This window comes from Collinsella sp. AF11-11, assembly GCF_003465485.1.
GTDB lineage: Bacteria > Actinomycetota > Coriobacteriia > Coriobacteriales > Coriobacteriaceae > Collinsella.
In genome coordinates, this window is record NZ_QSAS01000016.1 from 1 (window position 1) to 23,929 (window position 23,929).

A 23,929-nucleotide genomic window follows, 5' to 3' on the forward strand; every position below is an offset into this window, starting at 1 on the left:
TCGCCGCACGAAGTGCGCAGCGAGGGCTTCTTGCATGTCCGAGGACGCGCCGGGAGGGAACTTGCTCTCCGCCCGGATAGGTAAGACAAATTACGCGACAGTGTAAACCCAGTTGTGCTTATCCTCGACAGCACCGGACTGGATACCAGTCAGGGTCTCGCGGAGTTTCTTCATCACGGGGCCGATCTCGGTGTAGCCAGCCGGGAAGGTCACGGTCTCGTCGGCGCCGTAGACCTTGTTGTCGATCTCGCCCACCGGGGAGATGACGGCAGCGGTACCACACAGGCCGCACTCGACAAAGGTACCGGCCTTGACCTCGGCCCACTCGACGGGACGCTCGTCGACGGTGATGCCCAGGTCCTGAGCAACCTGAACGAGCGAACGACGGGTGATAGAGGGCAGGATGGAGTCGGTGTGCGACTGCGGAACGACGAGGGTGCCGTCCTCCTTCACGAACAGCACGTTGGCGCCACCGGTCTCCTCGACATAGGTGCGGGACTCGGAGTCGAGATACAGGTTCTCGGCATAGCCCTCGCGGTGAGCCTCCATCGTGGGCTTCAGGGACATGGCGTAGTTGAGGCCGGCCTTGATGTTGCCGGTGCCGTGCGGTGCGGCGCGGTCGTACTCGGAAACGCGCAGCTTGACAGGCTTGAGGCCGCCCTTAAAGTACGGACCGACCGGGGTCACGAGAATACGGAACGTGTACTCAGGAGCGGGAGCCACGCCGATCACGTCACCGGAGCCGATCATAAATGGACGCACGTACAGGGTTGCGCCGGAACCGAAAGGCGGAACCCAGGCGGCGTTGGCAGAGACGACCTGCTTGACGGCCTCGACAAACTTGTCCTTGGGGAACGGGGGCATCTCCAGACGCTGGGCAGAGTTATACATACGCTCGGCGTTCATGTCGGGACGGAAGCAGACGATGCTGCCGTCCTCGGCGGTGTAGGCCTTCAGGCCCTCAAAGACCTCCTGGCAGTAGTGGAAGATGCCGCCGCACTCGGAGACGTGCAGGGTGTGGTCGGTGGTCAGGCCGCCCTCGTCCCACTCGCCATCCTTCCAATGGGCCTCGTAGCTGTAATCGGTCTTCATGTAGCCAAAGCCGAGGCTACCCCAATCGATATCCTTCTTCTCGACAGTCATATGTCGCTCCTTACACACACGGTTGCATACTCGCGAACCCGCACGCAAGGACCGAAGCCGGCCGCGTCGCAACGTCGCACGCCCGGAGCGTAGAGCCGAACGGGACACGCGAACGGCATCAAAGCCGATGGCACGTCGATTCGCATGCACGAGATTGTACTCCCCGCACGCCTTGGATAAAACGCTTTTCTTTAACTAAGTAAAGTATTTTCATTTGCCTCCAACACAAAAGGCCCGCCATCGAATCCGATGACGGGCCTTGGAATTAACGTCCGAAAACAAGCTCGGACTAGGCGTTCTTTTTACCGAGCTTTGCCTTAACCAAACCGACCACGGTCGGGATGATCGACACGGCGACAATGCCCACGATCAGCAGCTCAAAGTGCTCCTGCACAAAGGGAATACCGCCAAAGAAGTAGCCCAGCAGCGTGAAGACCGTCGACCAGGTAATGCCGCCCAGCACGTTAAAGATGACAAAGTTGCGCCAGTGCATGCCGCCCATGCCGGCGATAAAGGGCACAAAGGTGCGGATAAATGGGAAGAAGCGACCCAAGAAGATGGCCAGGTGGCCCCACTTGTCCAAGAAGTCCTCAGACTTTTTAATGCGCTCGGGCGTCATGGCCTTGACCTTGCCCGAAGCGATGATCTTTTTGCCAAAGAAGTGGCCGATCATAAAGTTGCACTGATCACCCAAAATGGCAGCCGCCCATGCGACGGCCAGAAGCGCCACGATGTTAAAGCCACCGTTGTGGGCAAAGAAACCCGAAGCAAACAGCAGCGAATCGCCAGGAAGGAACGGGAAGAACACCACGCCCGTCTCGATAAAGATGATCAGGAACACGCAGCCGTAGGCCATAAGCGGGCCGGCGGCGATCCAGCTGGCAATCGCGGTGCGCGGGTCTTTGAGCAGCTCGGCGATAAAATTGATGAAACCCATGAAGTAAAACCTCTCAGTTGTGGGCGCGGACACGTCCAAGTTGACCAGTATACGGTTGCGGCGCGAGCACGGGCCAAACCCCTCAAAAGTCTTACTTCATTACCAGCAAGTTTGCATAACTGACACCTGTCGCCTATAGCAAAGTAAGATTGCCCTTCCTAATCCCTAGCGAATCGCTATACTTTATTGAATCACATTGTCACGGCGCTTAGGGAGGGCGGCCGGTGAGCTTTATCAACACCATTCGCGAGGACATCAAGACCGTCCAGGCGCAGGACCCTGCCGCGCAAAATGGCCTGGTCATCTTCCTGTCCTACCCCGGCCTGCACGCCAAGTGGAATCATGTACCCGAGCACTGGCTGTGGGAACACGGCCATCGATCGCTTGCCCGCGTGCTCTCGCAGTTAACCCGCCACATCACCGGCGTCGAGATTCATCCCGCCGCGCAGATCGGCAAGCGCTTCTTTATCGACCACGCCATGGGCGTCGTTATTGGCGAGACTACCATCGTGGGCGACAACTGCGTGCTCTACCAGGGCGTCACGCTCGGCGGCACCGGCAACGAGACCGGCAAACGCCACCCCACCCTGGGCAACAATGTCACCGTGGGCACGGGCGCCAAGGTGCTTGGCAACATCCACATCGGCAACAACGTCAAGATCGGCGGCAACTCGGTCGTCGTCAAGGACGTGCCCGACAACTGCACCGTCGTGGGTGTGCCCGGGCGCATCATCAAGCGCAACGGCTGCCGCGTGTTCGAGGAGAGCTTCGACGCCAAACAGCATCGCGAGTACATGCCCGACGATGCCGCCGAGCAGAGCGCCCTCAACCGTCAGGGCATCACCGAAAACGCCCGTCGCGTCAAGGAACTCGAGCAAGAGGTGGCCGAGCTCAAAGCCCTCGTCGCCAAGCTCGTGGACGAGCGCTAGGGCCGCGGGCAACCGCCACAGCCTGAACGCCAACACGAAAGGCGCGCCAGGGAATCCGCTCCCGGCGCGCCTTCTTTTCGATGTGACATGCGGGACTGACCCTTTGTCACCTTATGCGAACTGGCTTAGGTAGAGGTCGGCGTAAGCGCCCTCGGCAGCCAGCAGCTCCTTGTGCGTACCCTGCTCGATGATATTGCCGTGATCCATGACCAGGATGAGGTCGGCATCGACGATCGTCGACAGACGGTGCGCGATCACAAAGCTCGTGCGCCCGCGCATGAGCGCGTCCATGGCGTGGCCGATGGCAAGCTCGGTGCGCGTGTCCACGCTCGACGTCGCCTCGTCCAGGATGAGGATCGCCGGGTTGTTGAGCAGCACGCGCGCGATGGTCAGCAGCTGACGTTGGCCCTGGCTGATGCTCTCGGCATCGTTAGCCACCCGTGTGTCGTAGCCCTGCGGCATAGTGCGCACAAAGAAGTCGACCTGAGCGGCACGTGCGGCCGCGACAATCTCCTCGCGCGTCGCCTCGGGACAGCCATAGGCGATGTTCTCGGCAATGGTGCCATCGAACAGCCAGGCGTCCTGCAACACCATGCCAAACTGCTGGCGCAGCTCGCCGCGGTCCATGCGGCTCGTGTCCACACCGTCGAGGGTAATGCGGCCGCCGTCGATCTCGTAGAAGCGCATGAGCAGATTGATGAGCGTGGTCTTACCCGCACCCGTGGTTCCCACCACGGCGATCTTCTGACCCGGCTCGGCGGCAAACGACACGTCGCGCATGAGCGGCTTGTCGGGCGCATAGCCAAAGCGCACGTGCTCAAAAGCGACGCGGCCCTCCACCTTGCCCAGCAGCTTGGCAGCCTCGCCCGGCTGCGGATCGGCCTCCATCTCGGGCTCATCGAGCAGGTCGAACACGCGCTCTGCGCTCGCCAGCGCGCTCTGCAGCGAGTTAAAGGTAAACGACAACTGCGTCATGGGTTCGGACGCCTCGTAGATAAACTGGAAGAACGCCTGGAACACGCCGACGGTCATATGCCCGGCAACCAGCATGCTGCAGCCCACCAGCGCAATCACGATCTGCGCCAAACGGCCGATAAAGCGCACCGCAGGGCCGACGGCGTTAATCATAAAGTCGGCCTTGGTGCTCACGCGCGCCAGCTCCTTCGAAGCCTCGTGTACCTCGGCAGAGCTCTGGCGCTCGCGGTTAAACGCACGGATCACCAGACGGCCCGAGTAGCCCTCCTCGACCGCACTCGTAATCTTGGATACCCACTCCTGGCGCTCGCCCGTCACATCGTGCGTGCGGCGCGACACGACCTTCGTCACCAGCAGCGAAAGCGCCGTAAAGAACAAAAAGACGAGCGTGAGCGGCACGCTAAACACGAACATCACGCTCACGGCGCCCACTACGGTACCGATCGACACCAGCAGCTGCAGCAATCCGCGCTGCATACTCTCGGACATCTTGTCCAAGTCGTTGGTCGCGCGGCTGACGACCTCGCCGGGACGATGCGCGTCAAAGTAGGCAAGCGGCAGGCGGTTGAGCTTTTGTGCGATGCGGTTGCGTAGGCGCAGGTTGAGGCGCTCGGCAACGCTCGACATCAAAAAGCTCTGGAGTGCGTAGAACGAGGCGGCGGCGGTCCAGATCATAAAGTAGATGAAGATGGTCCTGCCGCAGTTCTCCCAGGTAATACTGAAGGTAGTGTTGTTGGCAAACGCCACCTTCATGTGCCCCCACAGCTCATCGATCACGCGGGCACTATATGCCGGCGCAGCGGTGTTAAAGATGGCATAGAACACAATGCTCGCGAACACGATATAGAAGCGCCAATGGTCGCCGGCGGCCTCGCTCCACAGGCGGCGCACCGTCGCCCAGGTGTCGCGGGGCGTCTCGTCCTCGTCCTCGTCATCAACGTCGCGCATGCGCTCTGCCTCGGCGCGGGCGCGCTCGTCCTCGGCGCGCTCGTTTTCCTCGTAGAGCGCCTGGCGGCGAGCCTCGCGCTCCGCCGCCTTGGCGGCTTCGTCCAGGCCGGGCGTGGCGCCCGTCTCCTCGACTGTCTCTGCAACCGCGGCGTCATCGGCGATGCCCTGCTTCTTGAGCTCCTCGGTCATGCTACTCACCTCCCTTCATCTGCGATTCCGCGATAGCGCGGTACACCTCGCAGGTTTCCATGAGCTCGTCGTGCGTGCCCAGGCCCACGATCTCGCCGTCCTTGAGCACCACGATCTGATCGGCATGCAAAATAGTCGAGATGCGCTGGGCGATGATGAGCACCGCGGCATCGCACGTCTCGTCCTGCAGCGCATGGCGCAGTGCCGCATCGGTCTTAAAGTCCAGGGCTGAAAAACTGTCGTCGAAGATATACAGGTCGGCGCGCTTCATGAGTGCGCGGGCGATTGCCAAACGCTGGCGCTGGCCGCCCGAAAAGTTCGTACCGCTCTGCGCCACCGGAGTGTCGAGCCCCTGCGGTTGATCGAGTACAAAGGTGCTCTGGGCAACCTGGAGCGCATGGAGCATGTCAGCCTCGGTCGCACCCTCGTTACCAAAGCGCAGATTGCTTGCCACGGTACCCGAGAACAGCCATGCCTTCTGCGGCACATAGGCGATACGCCCGCGGATGTCGTCTTGCGAAAGGTCGCGCAGATCGACGCCGTTCAGGCGAATGGCGCCCTTCGTGGCATCGTGGAAGCGAAGCAAGAGTTTGGCCACCGTTGACTTGCCCGAGCCCGTTGAGCCCACGATCGCGGTCGTCTGTCCACGGCGGCAGGCAAAACTCAGGTTGCACAGGGTGTCCTCGTCGGCATCGTCAAAACGGAACGACATGTGGTCGAACACGGCCACCGCGTCGGCGCCGTCTGCGGACTCAGGCGCCCCGTCGCCCAGCGTAGCCTTGCCGTCCACAATGCTCGGCTCGATTTCGAGCACCTGCTGCGCACGGTTGAGGCACGCCGCGGCGCGCGGAAGCGTCAGCACCACCATCTGCGCCATCATCACAAAGAACAGGATCAGAATCGCGTACTCCAGCACGGCCGAGATGCTGCCGATTTGCATGGCATGGACGCCCACGCGGTTGCCGCCCACCCACAGCACCGCCACCTCGGCGATGTTCATCAGAAAGAAGCTGGAGCTATCGAGGCCCACAAACAGGTGGTTGACCTTGATGGCGTTGGCCGCGTAATCGCTAAACACCTCGTCCAGGCGCTGCTCCTCGTGGCGCTCCTTGTTAAATGCGCGGATGACGCGCACGCCCACGATGTTCTCGCGCAGCACCACGTTCATGCGGTCGATAAAGCTCTGAAGGCGCATAAAAATCGGCGCGGCGTTAGCCACCGTAAAGACCGCCGCCACCAGCACGATCGCAACGACCACGCCCAGCAGCGTGCCCATGGCAGGATCGATAAACCAGGCAAAGATGATGCCCGCCACGGCCAAGAACGGTACCGGCAGCACCAGCTGAATCGTCTGCAGGATCGCTTGCTGGATCACGTTGATGTCGTTGAGCGAGCGCGTGATCATCGAACCCGTGCCAAAGCGCTCAAAGTCGCTGGCGGACAGCTCGAGCGATTTGTCGTACACGGCGTTGCGGATATCGCAGGCCACGTTGGCCGCCAGGCGGGCCGAAAGATAACAGCCCAGCACCGCACCACCGCTGGCCATGCCGGTCGCGATGAGCATGTACAGACCGTTGCGCAAGATGTAATCGACGTCGCCCGTCGTGATGCCCGTGTTGACCATGTTCGCCAACATCGTGGGCACGAGCAGCGTACCGACGTTGTCGATTAGCAGCACCAGCAGCGTCACCGCGATCAGACCGCGGTACGGCCTCATAAACCTCATTAAGAGTCGCATGTCTCCCCCTCGCCCTTATCGTCAGCCTCGTTCTCGGCGGCAACTTGCCGTTTAAATGCCTCGCACTCTTCGTTAAGAACATGGGAGAACTTACCGACCAAGCGCATGATCTCGCGCTGTTCCCACGGCTCGAGCGCCTCGAATGCCTGTTGCTCGGCTTTTTGCGCCGGCAACGCGTAGCGCTTGGCAAACTGCATACCTTCTGCGGTCAGTCGCACAACCTTGTTCTTACGACTGCCCTCGGCAAACTCCAACGTCGCAAGCCCTCGCGCCCTAAGCGTCTTGATTGCCGAATTGATGGTCTGTTTGCTGTAGAACCATTCACTCGTCAGCCGACTCACGGCAACGCTTCCACCCGCTGCACTCGTGTCGACGAGCATCCAATAGGCGCAATCCGAAAGACCGCAGGCGCGCGAGAACTCCGAATAGATATGGTCGAGTCCATTGAGCATCCGGTCGAAATCGACCAGCGTAACCGCACTATTCATCTATCCCACCATTCGATTGTCCGAGTTTTGACCAATTTACATCTCTACATTAGTCCGAGTTTTGACTATCGTCAATAAGCTCGTTATATATGGTCAGCTCTACATAGGCATATCGACAAAAAGACCGCCGGCGCGGGGGCGGCGCCGGCGGTTGCAAGAAAATATCGATTGTTGGCCGTTACGCAGCGACGGCCTCGTAGACCGTGGCGCCCGAGAAGCTGTCGTGCAGGCTCTTGCCACAGATCCACGGCAGTTCGACGACCTCGCAGACCGTGTTGACCAGCTCGGAGCAGTCAGTAAAGTGGCCCTTATCGTTGAGGGCCTCGCAATCCTGAACACGCCAATAGCCATCGGTGTGCGTGATGTAGTACTCGTGATCGTTGATCGACACGAAAGCGCGCGTCTTGGAACGCAGCAGCTTCAGAAATCCTTCGAAGTCGGTCTCGACGACATCTCCAGCCTGGAACATGATGTTACCTCCTGGCCCGGCGCCACCATGGCGCGCTGATAAACGTTGGTACTCCTTTAGTAAAACCTTTATCAGAGCTTATGCGCGCATCATTTAGGCAAGTGGTAAAAAACCGCAGGGTAGACGGGATAAAACGTTTAATCATCCCACCGGTTTATCACATTCTGGCCCAGTTTTATGCAAGCCAACTTTTCCGATTGGTGGCTTGCATTGTTTGAGGCCGACGGCGCGATTACGGTTTTGGTTCGGCGGGTAAGAACGAGGCATCGAAACCAACGTCAGGAGGACACATGGAGACCATCGAAGCGCTCATCCATCGCCGCAGCTGCCGTAACTACAGCGATCGCCCCGTCGAGGCAGAAAAGCTCGCACGCATTATCGAGGCAGGCCAGTACGCGCCCAGCGGCATGGGACGTCAGCCGGTCACGTTCGTCGCCGTTACCGACCCCGCAACCGTCGAGCGCCTCTCGCAGCTCAACGCCCAAGTTATGGGCAGCGAGGGAGATCCCTTCTACGGCGCCAAAACCGTTGTGGTGGTGCTCGTCGACCGCAGTGTGCCCACGCACCTGGAAGACGGCTCGCTCGCCATGGGCAACCTGCTCAACGCAGCCTATGCGCTGGGCGTCGATTCGTGTTGGATCCACCGCGCGCACGAGGTCTTTGACTCACCCGAGGGACTGGAACTGCTGGCCAAGTGGGGTCTACCCACCGACGGAAGTCTGCGCGGTGTGGGCAACTGCATTCTGGGCTACGCCGAGGACGCACTCCCCGGGGCCAAACCCCGCCGCGACAACGTGGTGTATGTTCCGCCGTTCTAACGAACGGCGGACCCGCTGACGCTACGCGGGCCGCTCGCTGTTGGTGACTGGCATCGGGTGCGTCGCTGGTGACATCTGGCACTTGGACAGCCAAAAGGCCCCGTCCCAAATTTGCTATCCCGCTCGCAACTTATCTTGCCGATGGAGTTGTCGTCGTTTCGTTCGTGTGAGTCGTTTCGGCGCCGTCGTCTTGTTCGTCCTCGTCCTTTTGCGCATCGGCGATGGTGGAGGCAGCCGCAACGATACCGCGCTGGGGCGCGACGCCCGTCTGGGTCTGAACGCCTTCGACAACTTCTGTGCCTGCATGCGCGAGCTCGGGCGACTTAAACATTGCGTCCAGATTGGCCCCGCCGCCGGCGTAACCAAGCGCCGCGAGCGCGATGACAACCACCGCAACAACAACTGCAATCGGCACATATCGATGCCAGCCAGCAGGATTGAGCCCACTGCGGCGAGCCGCACCGCGGCTGATATAGCCCAGCGTTCCGTCGTGCTTGAGCTTAGAGCCCACCACGCGCTTGCGCCCCCGCAGCGACGACTCGGCCTGCATGGCCAAGCGAGCGCTTGCCGAAGGATAGCCGTATTTGGTGCGCTTGAACGAACCGTCGAACCCCGACGCGCGCTTGCCCCACGTCCGGGACGTCGTGCGGCGGTTAACTGGAGCCGCGCTCCGTCTATTCCGGTTTGGTTTTGAAGTCTCCGCCATACGCCCCCGCACGCCGTAACGCAATCGAAACATTACTGCTTTGGACTGTAGCACACGCGCCGCACGCGGTCACGGGCGCCTCGCTCAGCGGTTGTCGTCTTTCAGCAAGCGCCACAGGGTCGTGCGGCTTATCCCCAGCACCTCGGCAGCGCGGGTCCGGTTGCCCTGAAGGTAGCCTACGACCAGCCGCACGATGTCGCGTTCGGTATCGGCCAGTGGTCGCAGGATATACAGGTCGCTGTCGAGCGTCGGGGCGCCAAAAGTTGCGGTTTTGATGACATCCTCCTGGGCGAGCACCTCCTCCGCCACCGCGCGCTCCGCCACACCCGACCCTACTAATATATAGAGTCGTTCCGAGACCTCGCGAAGCTGCAGATAGTTACGTGGCCAGCGATAACAGTTGAGCGTCGAGGCGGCCTCCTCGGACATACTCGGAGCGGCAGTTCCAAAGACATCTGACAGATACGACAAATACTGCGCAACCTTTTTCGATGCGCCACCCTGCTCGGCAATCGCAGGCGCCACACTTACTGCGCACGCCAAGCGCTCGGTTACAAAAGCGGCCTGATCGCTTTCGCCACCGCCCGGCATATCGTTTGCCGTCAGAACCACGTGGCAACGCGCGGCCAGCGCCGTGTCGGTCATCGTAGAGACAAGCTCGCGCAGACGCTGCGGCGAAAGTGCATGCCAGCCGCCAATACAAAGGGTCAGCCTTGCCTGGAACAGCGGCGATTCCGAGCTTTTGAGCAGATGGCGCCAGCCGCGATCTGTGAGCTCGTCAAGCGCCACGGACACAAAGGGTTCGTCAGCATAAGGCCCATCCAGATAGAGTCGTTTTGCAATCTCTGCCTGGCCGGCACCCAGCTCGCCCTCCAACATGAGGGGCACGCCGCGGGCATAGCTTTCGCAGACGGGGCCAGCGACCGCAGCGGCACCCTCGACAATGCCGTACGCGCTTGCCTCGTAGCGCGCCTCGACCCCATCTGCGTTAAGCCACTCAATACCCGCGTGTGCCGCCACACCGTGCACCTCGCGGACCACGACCACCCAAAGCGCGCCGTATTCCTTGGCGACCGGACGCACCGTGAGGCTCAAGCGCCCTCCCGCATGCCCCATCACCAGGCGCGTGCCGTTGCCCACGCGCCCCAGGCGCTCGGCGACAAATGCCGCGACATCTTGCTCGAGCGCGGCATCATCCATGGTCGATATCGCCACGTGTCCATGCCCATCGATTGCCAACGCCGAGGCCCCGGCAGCAGCCAAGGCCTCGATCAAGATTTGAAGCTTGGCGTCACTGTTCATATTGCGCCCCGTCCTCGGCGCCACGCCGCCACTGACGGCCGCACGGGCGAGTGTTTCAAAATTGAACGATATTGCTCACCAAACACTATAGGGCAGAAGCCGCCGTCCTGCGAGTATATGAGTTGCCCCGCATCGCCATCCTGGCGGGGCGATAAGAGCTCTTCGGGACCTATAAACCTGCGGACAAGCCATACCCGCAAGAGCTCCTATCGCTCCACCGCGAGGATGCGCTCGCCAACACGCAGCACGCAAATAAGCTACTTCTCTACCAGATTCCCAGCACGTGTTGCATTCCCAAACTCATGCACGCAATGCCAATCCAGCAGCAAAAGCCCAATGCGATGGGCTTGCCGCCCTTTTTGACCAGCTCGACGATATCGGTATTAAAGCCAATAGCCGCCATAGCCATCACGATAAAGAACTTCGACAGCTCCTTGATAGGCGCCGTAACGGATGCAGGAAGCTGAAGCACCGTGGTGATTACGCTCGCCAGCACAAAGAACAGCACGAACATGGGAAACGCGCGTTTAAGCGAGAACGTGCTTTTGGCGTCGCCGCCGGCCTTGCGCGCCAGATGCATCTGCCAGCATGCGAGCACCAACGTAATGGGAATAATGGCCAGCGTCCTGGTGAGCTTGACCACTGTGGCGCTTTCGAGCACATTGGCGCCGGGATGCATGCTGTCCCAGGCGCTCGCCGCAGCCGTTACCGACGAGGTGTCGTTGATGGCGGTGCCGGCAAACAGGCCAAAGCCCTCGTTGGTCAGCCCGAGCATGCCGCCGAGCGTCGGAAACACGAGCGCCGCGATAACGTTAAACAGGAAGATGACCGAAATAGCCTGGGCAATCTCGCGATCGTCGGCATCAATGACGGGCGCGGTCGCGGCGATGGCAGAACCGCCGCAAATCGACGAACCCACACCCACAAGCGTCGCGATCTTGCCCGGCACGTTCATAACGCGGCAGAGCACGAAGGCGATGACAAGCGAGGTCGAAATCGTCGCCACGATAATCGGCAGCGACTGGGCACCCTTGGACAGAATCTGGGAGAGGTTCATGCCAAAGCCAAGCAGGATAACCGCGTACTGCAAGACTTTTTTAGACGTATAGGTGACACCGGCGGCGAGCTGTTCGCGATGATTCTTGGGAAAGACGAGCGCCAGAACCATGCCGAAGAGGATGGCGAATACCGGCCCACCGACCACCTCAATCTGTTTGCCGAGCAGCGTTGCGGGGATAGCGATGATCAGGCAGAACAAGACGCCCTTCCAGCGCTCGCGTACGATATTCGCCAGTTGCATATGGGATTCCTTCTTTCTCTTTCACGTTTGCGACGGCTTATGATACGGCAACATTGGGCATAGCCTTGCGCAAATACAGACTAAGATGCCGCAATAGTTCTCGGGCAACAGCCGAATTACCCACCGCGGAAAGCTGATTCGCGGCATAATAAACAACTGACATATGAGTGTGGAAGAACGTTTGCGAGGCGCTATGGAAGAATCGATGCACGTCGGCGAGCAGGAAACGAGCCTACAGGACCAGTCCTACCACACCATTCGACGCAAAATCGTCTACCTGGACTACAAGCCGGGCGAAAAGCTGGGCGTCAAGCAACTTTGCGACGACCTGGATATGGGGCGCACGCCCGTGCGCGAGGCTTTGGTTCGTTTGGCGCAGGAAGGCCTGGTGCGCACCGTGCCCCAGAGCGGCACCTACGTCTCACCCATCAACCTCACCCTTGCCGAGAGTGCCTGTTACATCCGCGAACATCTGGAAAAGCAGGTGATTGTGGAGTGCTGTGCGCGAGCCACGTCGGCCGGCATCGAGCAGCTCGACCGCGCCATCGTGCTGCAGGAAAAGGCCATGGCCGAAGAGGATCGCATCGGCTTCTTTTTGAGCGACAACCTCATGCATCACATGATTTTTAGCATCGCATGTCGCAGCACCGTGTGGTCGTGGCTCGAAGAGACCAATGCCGACCTGGAGCGCTTCCGCTGGCTGCGCGCCGCCACGCAGGTTCTCGACAATCAGGACATCGTGAACGAGCACAAGCAGATTCGCCGCGCTATCGCCGGTCGCGACCCCATCGAAGCGAGCTTTTTGGTCAGCAAGCACCTGCACATGATGTTCCGCAACCAAACCGAGGTTCTGGACCAGTTCCCCGAGTACTTCGAGACCAGTAAGCTCCGCTAACCTGCCAAAAAGGGACAGGTTTATTTTGGCAGGTTTTATCTGGGCAAATGCAGAAAAGGCCCGGCTCCGTCTTGATGCGGAGCCGGGCCTTAGTCGCTAGAACGGCGGAACCAACTACTCTACCGTGACGCTCTTGGCCAGGTTACGGGGCTGATCGACGTCGCAGCCGCGCAGGATGGCGACCTCGCGGGCGAGCAGCTGCAGCGGGACGCTCGCCGTGATGGGGCTGAACACGTCGCGGACTGCCGGCACGCGGATGATGCAGTCGGCAATCTTGTTGATCTCCTCGTCGCCCTCGGTGGCAACGACGATGACCTTGGCGCCGCGCGCCTTGCACTCCATAAGGTTCGACACGGTCTTGTCGTAGGTGGCACTCTTGGTGGCCACAGCGATGACAGGGAAGCCCGGGTCGATCAGGGCAATGGGGCCGTGCTTCATCTCACCGGCGGCGTAGGCCTCGGCGTGCAGGTAGCTGACCTCCTTGAGCTTGAGCGCACCCTCGTAGGAAATAGCGGCACCCATGCCGCGACCCACGAACAGTGCGGACTGCGCGTCCTTGCACAGCAGGGCGGCCTCATGCACGGCCTCGGTCTGGGTATCCAAAATCCACTGGATCTGCTCGGCCGTATCGGAAAGCTCGCGGAACAGCATGCGCGCCTGCTTGGTGGTCAGGCGGTACTTGACCTGCGCTAGCAGCAGAGCCAGCAGCGTCAGGCTCACGACCTGGCCGATGAAGCTCTTGGTCGAGGCGACCGCGATCTCCTTGTTGGCCTTGGTGTAGATGACGCCGTCGCTCTCACGCGCCACGGGGCTGCCCACCACGTTGGTGATGCCGAAGACCTTGGCACCCTTGATGCGCGCGTCGCGAATGGCGGCAAGGGTATCGGCCGTCTCGCCCGACTGGGACACGGCAACGACAAGCGTCGTCGGCGTAATGATGGGGTTGCGATAACGGAACTCGCTGGCCGCCTCCACCTCGGTGGGGATGCGAGCCCAGCCCTCAATGAGATTCTTGGCAATGAGGCCAGCGTGATAGCTGGTTCCGCAAGCGATCACGTAGACGCGGTCGATGTCGTTGAGTTCCTCGAGCGAAAGGCCCAGCTCGTCGATGTCGAGCTCGCCGGCCGGCGTCATACGACCGACCAGCGTGTCGCGCACGACGCGCGGCTGCTCGTGGATTTCCTTGAGCATAAAGTCGGGATAACCGCCCTTTTCTGCCATGTCTAGGTCCCAGTCGATGTGGGTGACCTTGGGCTCGATAACGTTGCCGGCCTCGTCGGTGTACTCGACGCCTGCGGGCGTGAGTTTGGCAAACTGACCGTCCTCGAGCACCACGACATCGCGGGTGGCGTCGATGAGCGCGATGACGTCGGAGGCGACATAGGCGCCGGTCTCGCCCGCGCCGACCACGATCGGGGAATCCTTGCGGGCCACGGCGATCACGCCGGGCTCGTCAGCGCACACGGCGGCCAGACCATAGGCACCGACCACGTGGGTGCACGCCTCGCGCACGGAGGCCATCAGGTCGTGCGTCTCGGCATAAGCCTCTTCGATCAGATGCGCGAAGACCTCGGTATCGGTCTCGCTCTTAAAGTGGTGGCCGCGGCCCTCCAGCTCTTCGCGCAGCTCGGCGAAGTTCTCGATGATGCCGTTGTGGACGATGGCGATACGACCGTCGCAGCTGGTGTGGGGATGGGCGTTAACGACGGAGGGCTTGCCGTGGGTGGCCCAACGGGTGTGGCCGATACCGCAGGTAGCGTCACTGTCGATGTTGGAAAGCTCGCTCTCCAGGCCCGCGACCTTGCCCACGCGGCGGATGACGTCGAGGTGCGCCGCGGCGCCCTCGCCCACCTCGAGCGCGACGCCTGAGGAGTCATAGCCGCGATACTCCATACGCTTGAGGCCCGTGACCAGGATGTTCTTTGCAATATCAGAGCCGGTGTAGCCGACGATTCCGCACATAGGATAAATCCCTTCGTTCGCGTGACTGCAAGACGTCCACGCACAGGGGGCGCTGAGACGTATAACGTTCGAGTATTGTACTCACGCAAGCGCAAGCTGATATACCAGAAGTGGTATCTCAACTTAGATACCACCCGATGCACACACGTCCAGCCGGCCCAAACTACCACAATGGGGACAGGCACCTTCGTGGTAGTTTGGACCGGCCGGCACTCTGTCCCGGCGAAAGATCTCGATCTGTAACATCTGGGGCTCCGGAAGCCGGCTTAGTGTTACAGATCGAGACATTACAGTACGGCCCCTGCACTATGTCTCGATCTGTAACAGGTAGAGCCGGTTTTGCCGTCCAGATGTTACAGATCGAGACAATTGAAGGACCGAGCAGCTCAAACCACCACAAAGGTACCTGTCCCCTTCGTAGTGGTCGCACTGGCAACGGCGTTTTCCCAGATAAAACCTGCCAAAATAAACCTGTCCCTAATTGGCAGGTTTTGCCACCCCGGGGGCGGGCGATGCTACAATCTGGCTTGTACTTGAAACGCATCAAAGGGGCCGCTATGGCAAAGGTTAAAATCAGCGACGTCGCGCGCGAAGCCGGGGTTTCGTTGGGCACGGTTTCCAACGCGCTCAACCATCCCGAAAAGTTGCGTCCCGAGACCCTCAAGCTCATTAACGAAACCATCAATCGACTGGGCTACCTGCCCAACCAAAGCGCTCGTCAGCTCGCGGGCGGTGCCACCAAGTCCTTTGGCCTGGTGCTCCCCCGTCTCGACCACGGCTTTTCGCTCCAAATCGCCAGCGGTGCCCACAACGAGGCACGCAAGCACGGCTATGACTTGCTCATCGCCAATGCCGATAACGACGACATTCTCGAGGATCATTACCTGCGCTATTTTATGGGCACGCAGATGTCCGGCGTCATGGTTCAGCCCATGGCGTCCCCCGACTGGCACCCCGCCATGGCCAAGATGCCCGTGCCAATCGTCCATCTGGACATCCACTGCTCCGAGCCCGGTTATTACGTGGCTGCCGACAACGAGGCACAAGGCCGCATTATCGCCGAGCTCGCCGTTGCCCGTGGCGCACGCCATATCACCGTTGTGGGCAGAGCGGCATTTATGCAGCTCACCTTGCGCGTACTTGGCATCCACAAGGCCCTCGCCCTGCATCCCGATATCAAGATCGAAGTCATCGACGCCGGCGAATGGAATACCGCTGCCGACGGCTACGGCATCGGTGCCCAAATCGCTGAGCGGGTCGCGGACGAGCGCCCCGACTTCGTGGTCGGCCTGACCGACGTACTGGCGTCGGGCGTTATCTCGGCGCTGATAGACAAAGGCATCTCCGTCCCCGAGCAGGTCCGCGTGGCCGGCTGCGATGGCAACCCGCTTGCCTGGAGCGGATCGGTCCCCCTCACCACGGTAGCACCACCGGGCTACGAGATCGGCCGCAAGGGCGTGCAGCTGCTCATGGAACAAATCGAGGATAAACCTGCCGCCAAGACCAAACGAGTCCGCATCGGCTCCGCCGCGCGCACCGTCACCACGGTCACGGCCACCGAGGACATTAACCGTCAGGAGCTCGTGCGCCCCTTCTTGCTCGAGCGTGTGAGCACCCAAAAGGCCGAGCGGCAACCGACGGGCCCATCCGCGGCCCCTATAACCGACATCAACCTGGGCGCCTACCTGTAACAAAAAAAACGCCGCAACGGAAACAGCCCCGCTGCTGCGTTTTTGCTGACCCCACGAGCCTTCCCCGTTTAGCCGAACCTGCGGCTACGGATTTTTATGGAATGTAATCCATTTTTCATTAGCTTTTTTGCAAAAATGGATTCAATTCCATTTTTTAGAACAGTGCCTCCGCGCAGGCGCCGTTACCGTCACCGTCCTGCGAAATCGGGCGCGGGGCATGGCGACTCGCGTGCAAACGCTAGCGCACGGCCTTAACCGCCGCCGGCAGATCGAACAGCGTATCGAGCACAGCCTCGCAGCCGTCCACCACGTCCTGCGGCAGCGGCACGATGTCGGGAACGGCAAAGACGTGGCAGCCGGCCGTGATGCCCGAGACGCAGCCGTTGCGGGAATCCTCGACCACGGCGCACTCCTCGGGGGCAAAGCCCGCGCGCTCGCAGGCGAGCAGGTAGATCTCGGGATCGGGCTTGCCGTTCAGGGTATCCTCGTTACAGGTCACCGTCTCAAACTTGTCAAAGAGGCCGACTGTCTTAAGGTTGCGCTCGGCCGCAACGCGGCGCGACGACGTCGCAAGGCCCACGTGATAGCCCGCAGCCAGCAGTTCGTCCAGGCACTCGGCGGCGCCGGCCTTAAGCTTCAGATCGGTCTTGACCATCTCGTCGAGAGCATCCCTGTAGCGGGCTTCGACCGTCTCGACGATTTCGCGGCTGCCGTAATGCTCCTCAAGGATGTCCCTGACATCAGGCATCGAGCGACCGATAAACTGATGGACCAGCGCATCATCAATCGCAATCCCCAGCTCGGCAGCGCCCACCTTCCATGCGCTCATGTCCAAACGCTCGGTATCGACCAGCGTTCCGTCCATGTCAAAAATGACAGCCTTGATCATATCGGTCCCCTTCGCCGGCTTGTATTGCCGCCACTCTACCACACTATCCAACTTGTATATAACGTATATATCATATCGCGCCAACCTGCTGAAAAGGGGCAGGTTTATTTTGGCAGGTTTTATCTGGGGAAACGCAGACAGGGCCGCGACGCCTATAGCGTCGCGGCCCTTTTCCTTGGAGAAGGATCGATTAATGGAACGGAGAGCCCGTTCTAGCCCTCGAGCCCGGCGTTGATGAACTCGGCAATCTCGACAGGATCGGTGCTTTCGCGCACCCTGTCACGGAAGCCGGCATCCATCAGCATCACGGCAGCCTTGGAGAGCAGACGCAGGTGCGTGGTTCCCGCTTCGCCGGCGGGCACGTACAGCGCGAGCGCCACATCGACGGGCACGCCATCAAAGCTCGGCCACTCAACAGGCTCGGACAGCTTGAGCACGGCCACGCCCGGCGCATGGATCGCATCGCTCTTGGCATGCGGAACGGCAAAACCGGCGACGAGGCCAGTCTCGGCCTCGTTTTCGCGAGCAATAAAAGCCGCCTCTACAGCAGACGCGTCATCGGCAAAACCAAGCTCAACAGCCTGCTCGGACAGATAATGCAGCGCGTCCTCGCGCGAGGCGGCGGCGTAGCCAATCGTCACTTGGTTGGCAGATACAAACCCCATGGAAAGCCTTCCTTACAACACGGACCTGACCGCAGCTTCGATGCCGTCGGCGTCCAAACCGTACTTATGCAGCAAATCGACCGCAGGGCCGGACTCGCCGTACACATCGCGCACGCCGACGCGACGCATCGGCACTGGATGCTGCTCCGCGAGCACCGAGGCAACGGCCTCGCCAAGACCACCGATAATCGAATGCTCCTCGGCGGTGACCACGCGACCGGTCTTCTTGGCGCTGGCAACCACCAAACGCTCATCGAGCGGTTTGATCGTATGCATGTTGATGACCTCAGCATCGATGCCGTCGGCAGCGAGCGCCTCGGCAGCAGCGAGTGCCTCAGCGACCATGAGACCGCACGCGACGATCGTGACATCAGAGCCCTCCCGTACAACAACACCGCGGCCGATCTTGAACTCGTAGTCCTCGTGATCGTTGATGACCGGTGTTGCCAGGCGGCCGAAGCGCATGTAGACCGGCCCCTCAAACTCATAGGCGGCGCGCACACAGGCGCGGGCCTCGACATCGTCGGCGGGAACGACCACCGTCATACCCGGAATCGTACGCATGAGTGCGATATCCTCGCAGCACTGGTGCGTGGCGCCGTCCTCGCCCACCGAAATGCCGGCATGGGTGGCGCCAATCTTGACGTTGAGGTGCGGGTAGCCAATGGAATTGCGGACCTGCTCGTAGGCGCGACCGGCGGCAAACATCGCAAAGGTGCTCGCAAAAGCAACGCGGCCCGTGGTCGCGATGCCGGCGGCAAGACCCATCAGGTTGCTCTCGGCGATGCCGGCATCGTAAAAGCGCTCAGGATGGGCAGTCTTAAACTTACCCGTCTGCGTAGCGGCAGCCAGGTCGGCATCGAGCACTACAAAGTCATCGTGCTCATTGCCCAGCTCGACGAGTGCCTCGCCGTAGCTTACGCGCGTGGCGACTTTTTTGACCTCTGCCATTAGAGTTCCTCTCCTGCTGCCGCGAGCTCGGCCATGGCCTGCTCAAACTGCTCGTCATTGGGCGCCTTGCCATGCCAGCCAACCTGGTTCTCCATAAAGGAGACGCCTTTGCCCTTCACCGTCTCGGCGATGATAGCGACGGGCGCGCCGGTCACCTCGCGAGCTTCGGCGAAAGCCGCCTCAATCTGCGCCATGTCGTTGCCATCGGCTAGCTCTATCACATGCCACTTAAAGGCGCGGAACTTGTCGGCAAGCGGCATGGCCGAGTTGACTTCATCGATCGTGCCGTCAATCTGCAAGCCGTTGTGGTCGACGACGGCAACAAGATTGTCGAGCGCATGGTTGCCGGCAAACATAGCCGCCTCCCACACCTGGCCTTCCTCGCACTCACCGTCGCCCAGCAACGTGTAGACACGGTAGCTGTCGCCCCAGTGCTTAGCGGCAAGCGCCATTCCAACTGCAGCAGAGATGCCCTGACCGAGCGAGCCGGTGGACATATCGATGCCTGGGGTATCGTTCATGTTGGGATGGCCCTGCAGTCGGCTGCCAATATGGCGGAGCGTCTCGAGCTCTTCGACGGGAAAATAGCCGCGATTTGCCAACACCGAATACAGGCCCGGCGCCGCGTGACCCTTGGAGAGCACAAAGCGGTCGCGATCGGCCTTGTGAGGGTCGGCAGGATCGATATTCATTTCCTCAAAGTACAGATACGTCATGATGTCGGCTGCACCGAGCGATCCACCCGGATGTCCCGACTTGGCCGCGTGAACCGCAGTCACGACACCCTTCCTGACCTCATTGGCGACCTTCGCCAGCTCCTGGTTGGTCATACGAATTCCTCTCTTGAGAACAACCCCGGCACCGGATGGCGCGATGCCGAGGGCAACCCGGTCGTTAAGCCTGAGCGACGACCTTCTGCCAGTCAGCCTCAAAAGAGGCGAGGCCCTGGTCGGTCAGCGGGTGATGCAGGCACTTCTTGAGAGCGGCCATGGGCACGGTCGCGATGTCGGCACCAAGAAGAGCCGCCTGGGTCACGTGGTTGGGCGTGCGGACCGAAGCGGTGATGATCTCGACGGTGTCGTCGACGTTCTTGCCGGTCCAGTCATAGTTCTTGATGCATGTCACGACATTGTCGAGCTGCGAGATGCCGTCCTCGGCGATGTCGTCAAAGCGGCCGACAAACGGGCTGATGTAGCGGGCACCGGCGTTGGCGGCCATGAGGGCCTGCGTCGGCGAGAAAACAAGCGTCATGTTGACGCGCACGCCCGCATCGGCCAGGGCGCGGCAGGCGGCGAGGCCGGCCTCGCACACGGGAAGCTTGACCACGATGTTGGGAGCCAGGGCGGCAAGACGCTTGCCCTCCTCGATCATGCCCTCGGCAGTGGTCGCGGTGGACTCAGCAGACACGGGCAGGCCCTCGCAGAGCTCGGCAATCTTGAGCATATGGGGCTCAAAGTCGGCGAGCTTGCCGCCGGTCTTGGCGTACAGGGACGGGTTGGTGGTGACGCCGGCAAGGCAGCCCCAGCTCTTGGCCTCGGCGATCTCGTCAAGGTTGGCGGTATCGATAAAGAACTTCATGGTGCAAACTCCTTCTAAGGAATCCAAAACTCAAAAAATAGGACAAAGGGGATGTCCCTTTGTCCTATGTGCCGGGCCTGCAGCTGGGACATGCCCCAGGCCCGGCGTCGTGTAGGAAAAGCTACTTAGAGAGCCTTCTCGATGCGGCTCGTGACGCCCTTGAGGTTAAGACCGACGACGTACTGCTTGATCGGGCGCTTGATGTGCTCGATCACAAAGCGCTTGCCGTCAATGTCCTGGGCAGCGAGGTTGCGATAGAGCTTCTCGACCTGCTCCTTGACCTCGGGATCGTTGAACGCGTAGTGGCCGGAGACATCCAGAATCTTCAGGCTGAGCTCGTCGTCGGCCAGAATGTCGTCAACCTGCAGGTTGACATCGTCGCCAGTCATCCACTTGCGCCAGCGCTCGGTCTTGATGGCCTTGACCAGCAGCGTGCGATACAGATCGGAGGGATCGTCGCACAGGCCGTTGTCGACCAGAATCTGCTCGGTAGCGCAGAGCTTGAGGTAAGCGCGGGTCTCCTCGGTGCCGTACTGAGGGGCGACATTGGAAGCGGTCACGTGTGCCGGGATGTGCTCGAGCAGCGTCGCGTCGTCCAGGTAGTCGGCGTTGTGCTCCTTCAGGCCCACGCCGTAGCGCTTGGCCATGTCGGCGAGCTCGCGGGCATTCTTAAAGTTGTAATGACCGACCTGCTCGGTCCAACGGGTGAGCGTACCGGTCTGGCCGACGATAAAGGTGGGCATGGGGCAGCCGCGCTTCTCGAGCTCGGGCTGCAGCTGAGAAATGAACTCCTCGTACTTGTCGGTTGAGGTCAGGCCGCCATTGGTCTCCTCGGTACCGACCTCATAGGCAACCTCGGGCAGGTTATGCTCGCGACGGTACTGCTCAAGATAGTCGATAAGATCGATCGTGCGGCGAAGCACCACGTCGAGCGGAATAACCTTGCCGATCTGATAGGGGTCCTTGGTGGGGTCGACCATCAGCAGGTCAAAGCCTGCCTCCATGTCGGCGACAAAGGACTTGCGGGCGAGCTCCATGGCCTCGTCCTCGGGCAGGTGGGCGTTACGCTCCTCGTCGCGCTGCCACGGACCGCCGTGATCGCGGCACAGGTAGTACGGACCGGTATAGCCCACCTCGTCGGCAACCTTCTTAATGTCGGCGGCAAAGCGCGTCTGGTCCCAACCGTTGACGTAGCCGGCGCCCATCTCGTCCATATCGACCTGGTTGCGGCTAGCGATAAACATGGGCGGGAAATCCTCGTCCTTGGCAAGCTCGAACACGGCCTGAATCAGGTTGGGGCTCATGGGGCCAATGCCGACCATGGTTGCGTGATCGCCGCTGTCCTGCAGCTTGAGCATGCCCTGAACGGCCTGGCGGATGGTGAGGTTGGACATTTTGTTCTCCTTCTCCAGAGGATTTTTGACAAAAGTTCCCTGGGACCCAGATGTGGGCCCTATCAGTGCGGATGGATTTTGTTGTGTAGGGGCGGTTGTGCGGAGTCAAATCCATCCCTCCGCACAGCCGGAGTCCTTAAAGGTTTACTTGGCCTGCTTATCGAGCGTGGGCTTCATGGCAATCAGGATTGCAGCGGCGACCAAGGAGCCAATCACGATGTCCAGGCAGAACAGCGCGACGTTGTTGGTGGCCAGGGCGACAATAAAGCCACCATGCGGAACATAGCAGTCGATGCCCTGGAAGGCGGCAAGCGCCGCGCCCACGGCAGAGCCGATGCAAATGCCGGGCAGGGTGTGGCCAAGATCCTTGACCGCGAAGGGAATAGCGCCCTCGGTAATACCGATGCAGCCCATGAACAGCGCAGAGATGCCCATCTGACGGTCAGCGTCATCGAACTTGTTCTTGGCGATGAGCGCAGCGAGGCCGCAAGCAATCGGGGGAATGGCGACGGCGACGCGGAACATACCGTTGGGGCCGTAGATGCCGGAGGCCATGATGGCCATGGTAAAGGTCGAAGCGGTCTTGTTGATGGGGCCACCCATATCGAAAGCGGTCATAACGCCAATGACCAGGCCCAGGACGACGGCGGAGCCGCCCTGCAGGCTGCCGAGCACGCTGGTGAGCCAATCCATCACAAAGCCAAGCGGCGTGGCCAGGATGTAGATGTAAGCCATGCCCAGGACGAGCGAGGTCAGAATCGGGATGATCAGAATGGGCATGATGGTCTGGATGGTGTTGTTGACCTTCCAGGTCTTCATCCAGCGGACAAAGTAACCGCAGATGACAGCCATGATCATGGCGCCCAAGAAGCCGGTCGAAACGCTGTTGCCGCTCGGGGTGACGACGGCGTTGTTAACCAAGTAGCCCAGGACGAAGCCGGGGGCAAGTGCGGGCTTACCGGCCATCGAGTAGGCGATGTATGCCGCAAGCACCGGAATCATCATAGAGATGCCGGCCATGCCGATAGTGTTAAGGCTCACCATCAACGGGTTGGTGACCTCCATGCCGCTAGCACCGGCAGTACCGGATGCCAACGAGAAGGCGAGGAACACGCCACCGATAACGACGATGGGGATAAAATAGGAAACACCGGTATTGAATGCATTGAGCAGCGTCTTGCCAGGGTCGGCAAAGATGGACTGCTTGGACGCCGGTGTCGGGGCCTGCGGGGCAGCGGAGACGGCCTTCTTCTCTGCCTTGGCCTCGGCCTTGGACGCGTCAACGGCACCGCCCGTCGCCTTGATGATCTCGACAGCCTGGTCGATAATCTTTACCGGATCGGCGATTACATCCGAGGTGCCGACCTTGAGGAACTTGCCCTCGGCCATCTTCTGCTCAAAACGGTCCTCGTTCTCGACACCCACGTCGACGGACTCGAGCACCAGGTCGGCGCAATCAACGTCTTCCTGCGTGAGCTCATTCTCGATACCCAGACCACCCTGAGCCTCGACTTTGCACTCGATGCCACGAGCGGCGCATTCATCCTGAATCGCCTTCTGGGCCATATACGTGTGGGCGATACCCACGGTACAGGCGGCAACGCCTACGATCTTCATTGCTTCCCTCTTTTCATAGAGTTGCGTGCGCAAGACACCGTTTGCGGAGGCCTCCGGAGCATCCCCTGCCGTTTGGACTTGCTGTCTTTTCGACAAGACCAATATAGGTGCTCGTTTTTCTTAATGCCAGTTTATTTCGGTAAACGCGCAGGTCAGAGCGTTGGTTACGCTATTTAGTTATGCGTTTAACCAAAAATGAATCCTGCGATTTTACCATCGATTTCAAAAGTCAAGAAGTATTTGATTTTCTCGGTAGACGGCAGATGCGCATGCCGGTCACAAATTTCGACCCCACCCATATACCGCATTTGTTGCATACTCATATGAAAGGAAAAAGTCGCTCAC

At 60.5% G+C, this 23,929-nt stretch carries 21 protein-coding genes; 4 read left to right on the top strand and 17 right to left on the bottom strand.

Annotated elements, in window-relative coordinates:
- Positions 1–90: 90 nt before the first annotated feature.
- On the bottom strand, positions 91–1,143 hold the full coding sequence (locus DWV58_RS08405) for a branched-chain amino acid aminotransferase (protein ID WP_117776808.1): 1,053 nt from the start codon (positions 1,141–1,143) through the stop codon (positions 91–93).
- A gap of 289 nt (positions 1,144–1,432) precedes the next feature.
- The gene (locus tag DWV58_RS08410) at positions 1,433–2,080 is read right to left on the bottom strand and encodes a DedA family protein (RefSeq protein ID WP_117776809.1); all 648 of its coding nucleotides are present in this window, start codon (positions 2,078–2,080) and stop codon (positions 1,433–1,435) included.
- Positions 2,081–2,304: 224 nt separating this feature from the next.
- Here DWV58_RS08410 and cysE point away from each other — a divergent pair, with 224 nt between their 5' ends.
- Positions 2,305–3,009, top strand: a complete 705-nt coding sequence (gene cysE, locus DWV58_RS08415; protein WP_117655784.1) for a serine O-acetyltransferase — start codon at positions 2,305–2,307, stop codon at positions 3,007–3,009.
- 111 nt (positions 3,010–3,120) lie between these two features.
- On the opposite strand, the gene DWV58_RS08420 is transcribed toward cysE, so the two are convergent.
- The 4 genes from DWV58_RS08420 to DWV58_RS08435 form a co-directional block, all read right to left on the bottom strand.
- Positions 3,121–5,121 carry an ABC transporter ATP-binding protein gene (locus DWV58_RS08420; RefSeq protein WP_117776810.1) on the bottom strand — a complete coding sequence of 667 codons (2,001 nt, stop codon included), beginning with the start codon at positions 5,119–5,121 and terminating at the stop codon, positions 3,121–3,123.
- 1 nt (position 5,122) lies between these two features.
- Positions 5,123–6,847, bottom strand: a complete 1,725-nt coding sequence (locus tag DWV58_RS08425) for an ABC transporter ATP-binding protein (protein ID WP_117776811.1) — start codon at positions 6,845–6,847, stop codon at positions 5,123–5,125.
- On the bottom strand, positions 6,847–7,347 hold the full coding sequence (locus DWV58_RS08430) for a MarR family winged helix-turn-helix transcriptional regulator (RefSeq protein ID WP_117776812.1): 501 nt from the start codon (positions 7,345–7,347) through the stop codon (positions 6,847–6,849). The genes DWV58_RS08425 and DWV58_RS08430 overlap by 1 nt, the downstream gene beginning before the upstream one ends.
- Before the next feature lie 178 nt (positions 7,348–7,525).
- Positions 7,526–7,816, bottom strand: a complete 291-nt coding sequence (locus tag DWV58_RS08435) for a CDP-alcohol phosphatidyltransferase (RefSeq protein WP_118260475.1) — start codon at positions 7,814–7,816, stop codon at positions 7,526–7,528.
- 290 nt (positions 7,817–8,106) lie between these two features.
- On the opposite strand from DWV58_RS08435, the gene DWV58_RS08440 reads away from it, so the two are divergent.
- Entirely contained in the window at positions 8,107–8,634 is a 528-nt protein-coding gene (locus tag DWV58_RS08440) for a nitroreductase family protein (RefSeq protein ID WP_117776813.1), read from the top strand.
- 130 nt (positions 8,635–8,764) lie between these two features.
- Here the strand turns inward: DWV58_RS08440 and DWV58_RS08445 are convergent, their stop codons facing one another.
- The 3 genes from DWV58_RS08445 to DWV58_RS08455 form a co-directional block, all read right to left on the bottom strand.
- A complete protein-coding gene (locus tag DWV58_RS08445; protein WP_147352036.1) occupies positions 8,765–9,184 on the bottom strand; it encodes a hypothetical protein in 420 nt (139 codons plus the stop codon).
- Positions 9,185–9,424: 240 nt separating this feature from the next.
- On the bottom strand, positions 9,425–10,642 hold the full coding sequence (locus tag DWV58_RS08450) for a helix-turn-helix domain-containing protein (RefSeq protein ID WP_117776815.1): 1,218 nt from the start codon (positions 10,640–10,642) through the stop codon (positions 9,425–9,427).
- Between the two features lie 265 nt (positions 10,643–10,907).
- Complete coding sequence (locus tag DWV58_RS08455; RefSeq protein WP_117776816.1) at positions 10,908–11,942, bottom strand: YeiH family protein; 1,035 nt, start codon at positions 11,940–11,942, stop codon at positions 10,908–10,910.
- 193 nt (positions 11,943–12,135) lie between these two features.
- On the opposite strand from DWV58_RS08455, the gene DWV58_RS08460 reads away from it, so the two are divergent.
- On the top strand, positions 12,136–12,837 hold the full coding sequence (locus DWV58_RS08460; protein ID WP_050766156.1) for a GntR family transcriptional regulator: 702 nt from the start codon (positions 12,136–12,138) through the stop codon (positions 12,835–12,837).
- Between the two features lie 114 nt (positions 12,838–12,951).
- On the opposite strand, the gene glmS is transcribed toward DWV58_RS08460, so the two are convergent.
- On the bottom strand, positions 12,952–14,799 hold the full coding sequence (gene glmS / locus DWV58_RS08465; protein WP_035138734.1) for a glutamine--fructose-6-phosphate transaminase (isomerizing): 1,848 nt from the start codon (positions 14,797–14,799) through the stop codon (positions 12,952–12,954).
- Between the two features lie 557 nt (positions 14,800–15,356).
- Here glmS and DWV58_RS08470 point away from each other — a divergent pair.
- The gene (locus DWV58_RS08470; RefSeq protein WP_117776817.1) at positions 15,357–16,490 is read left to right on the top strand and encodes a LacI family DNA-binding transcriptional regulator; all 1,134 of its coding nucleotides are present in this window, start codon (positions 15,357–15,359) and stop codon (positions 16,488–16,490) included.
- Between the two features lie 238 nt (positions 16,491–16,728).
- On the opposite strand, the gene DWV58_RS08475 is transcribed toward DWV58_RS08470, so the two are convergent.
- The 7 genes from DWV58_RS08475 to DWV58_RS08505 form a co-directional block, all read right to left on the bottom strand.
- On the bottom strand, positions 16,729–17,379 hold the full coding sequence (locus DWV58_RS08475) for an HAD family phosphatase (protein WP_117776818.1): 651 nt from the start codon (positions 17,377–17,379) through the stop codon (positions 16,729–16,731).
- A 212-nt stretch (positions 17,380–17,591) separates the two neighbouring features.
- A complete protein-coding gene (locus DWV58_RS08480; RefSeq protein WP_117776819.1) occupies positions 17,592–18,044 on the bottom strand; it encodes a PTS sugar transporter subunit IIA in 453 nt (150 codons plus the stop codon).
- 12 nt (positions 18,045–18,056) lie between these two features.
- Positions 18,057–18,995, bottom strand: coding sequence for a transketolase family protein (locus DWV58_RS08485; RefSeq protein WP_117582935.1), 939 nt, complete (start codon positions 18,993–18,995; stop codon positions 18,057–18,059).
- Entirely contained in the window at positions 18,995–19,825 is an 831-nt protein-coding gene (locus tag DWV58_RS08490) for a transketolase (RefSeq protein ID WP_089573497.1), read from the bottom strand. The genes DWV58_RS08485 and DWV58_RS08490 overlap by 1 nt, the downstream gene beginning before the upstream one ends.
- A 64-nt stretch (positions 19,826–19,889) precedes the next feature.
- Positions 19,890–20,573 carry a fructose-6-phosphate aldolase gene (gene fsa, locus DWV58_RS08495; protein WP_006235616.1) on the bottom strand — a complete coding sequence of 228 codons (684 nt, stop codon included), beginning with the start codon at positions 20,571–20,573 and terminating at the stop codon, positions 19,890–19,892.
- Positions 20,574–20,698: 125 nt separating this feature from the next.
- Positions 20,699–21,967 carry a class II D-tagatose-bisphosphate aldolase non-catalytic subunit gene (locus tag DWV58_RS08500; RefSeq protein WP_117776820.1) on the bottom strand — a complete coding sequence of 423 codons (1,269 nt, stop codon included), beginning with the start codon at positions 21,965–21,967 and terminating at the stop codon, positions 20,699–20,701.
- A 144-nt stretch (positions 21,968–22,111) separates the two neighbouring features.
- Positions 22,112–23,584 (bottom strand): PTS fructose transporter subunit IIC, encoded by a 1,473-nt coding sequence (locus DWV58_RS08505; RefSeq protein ID WP_117582933.1) that lies wholly within the window; start codon positions 23,582–23,584, stop codon positions 22,112–22,114.
- Positions 23,585–23,929 lie beyond the last annotated feature (345 nt).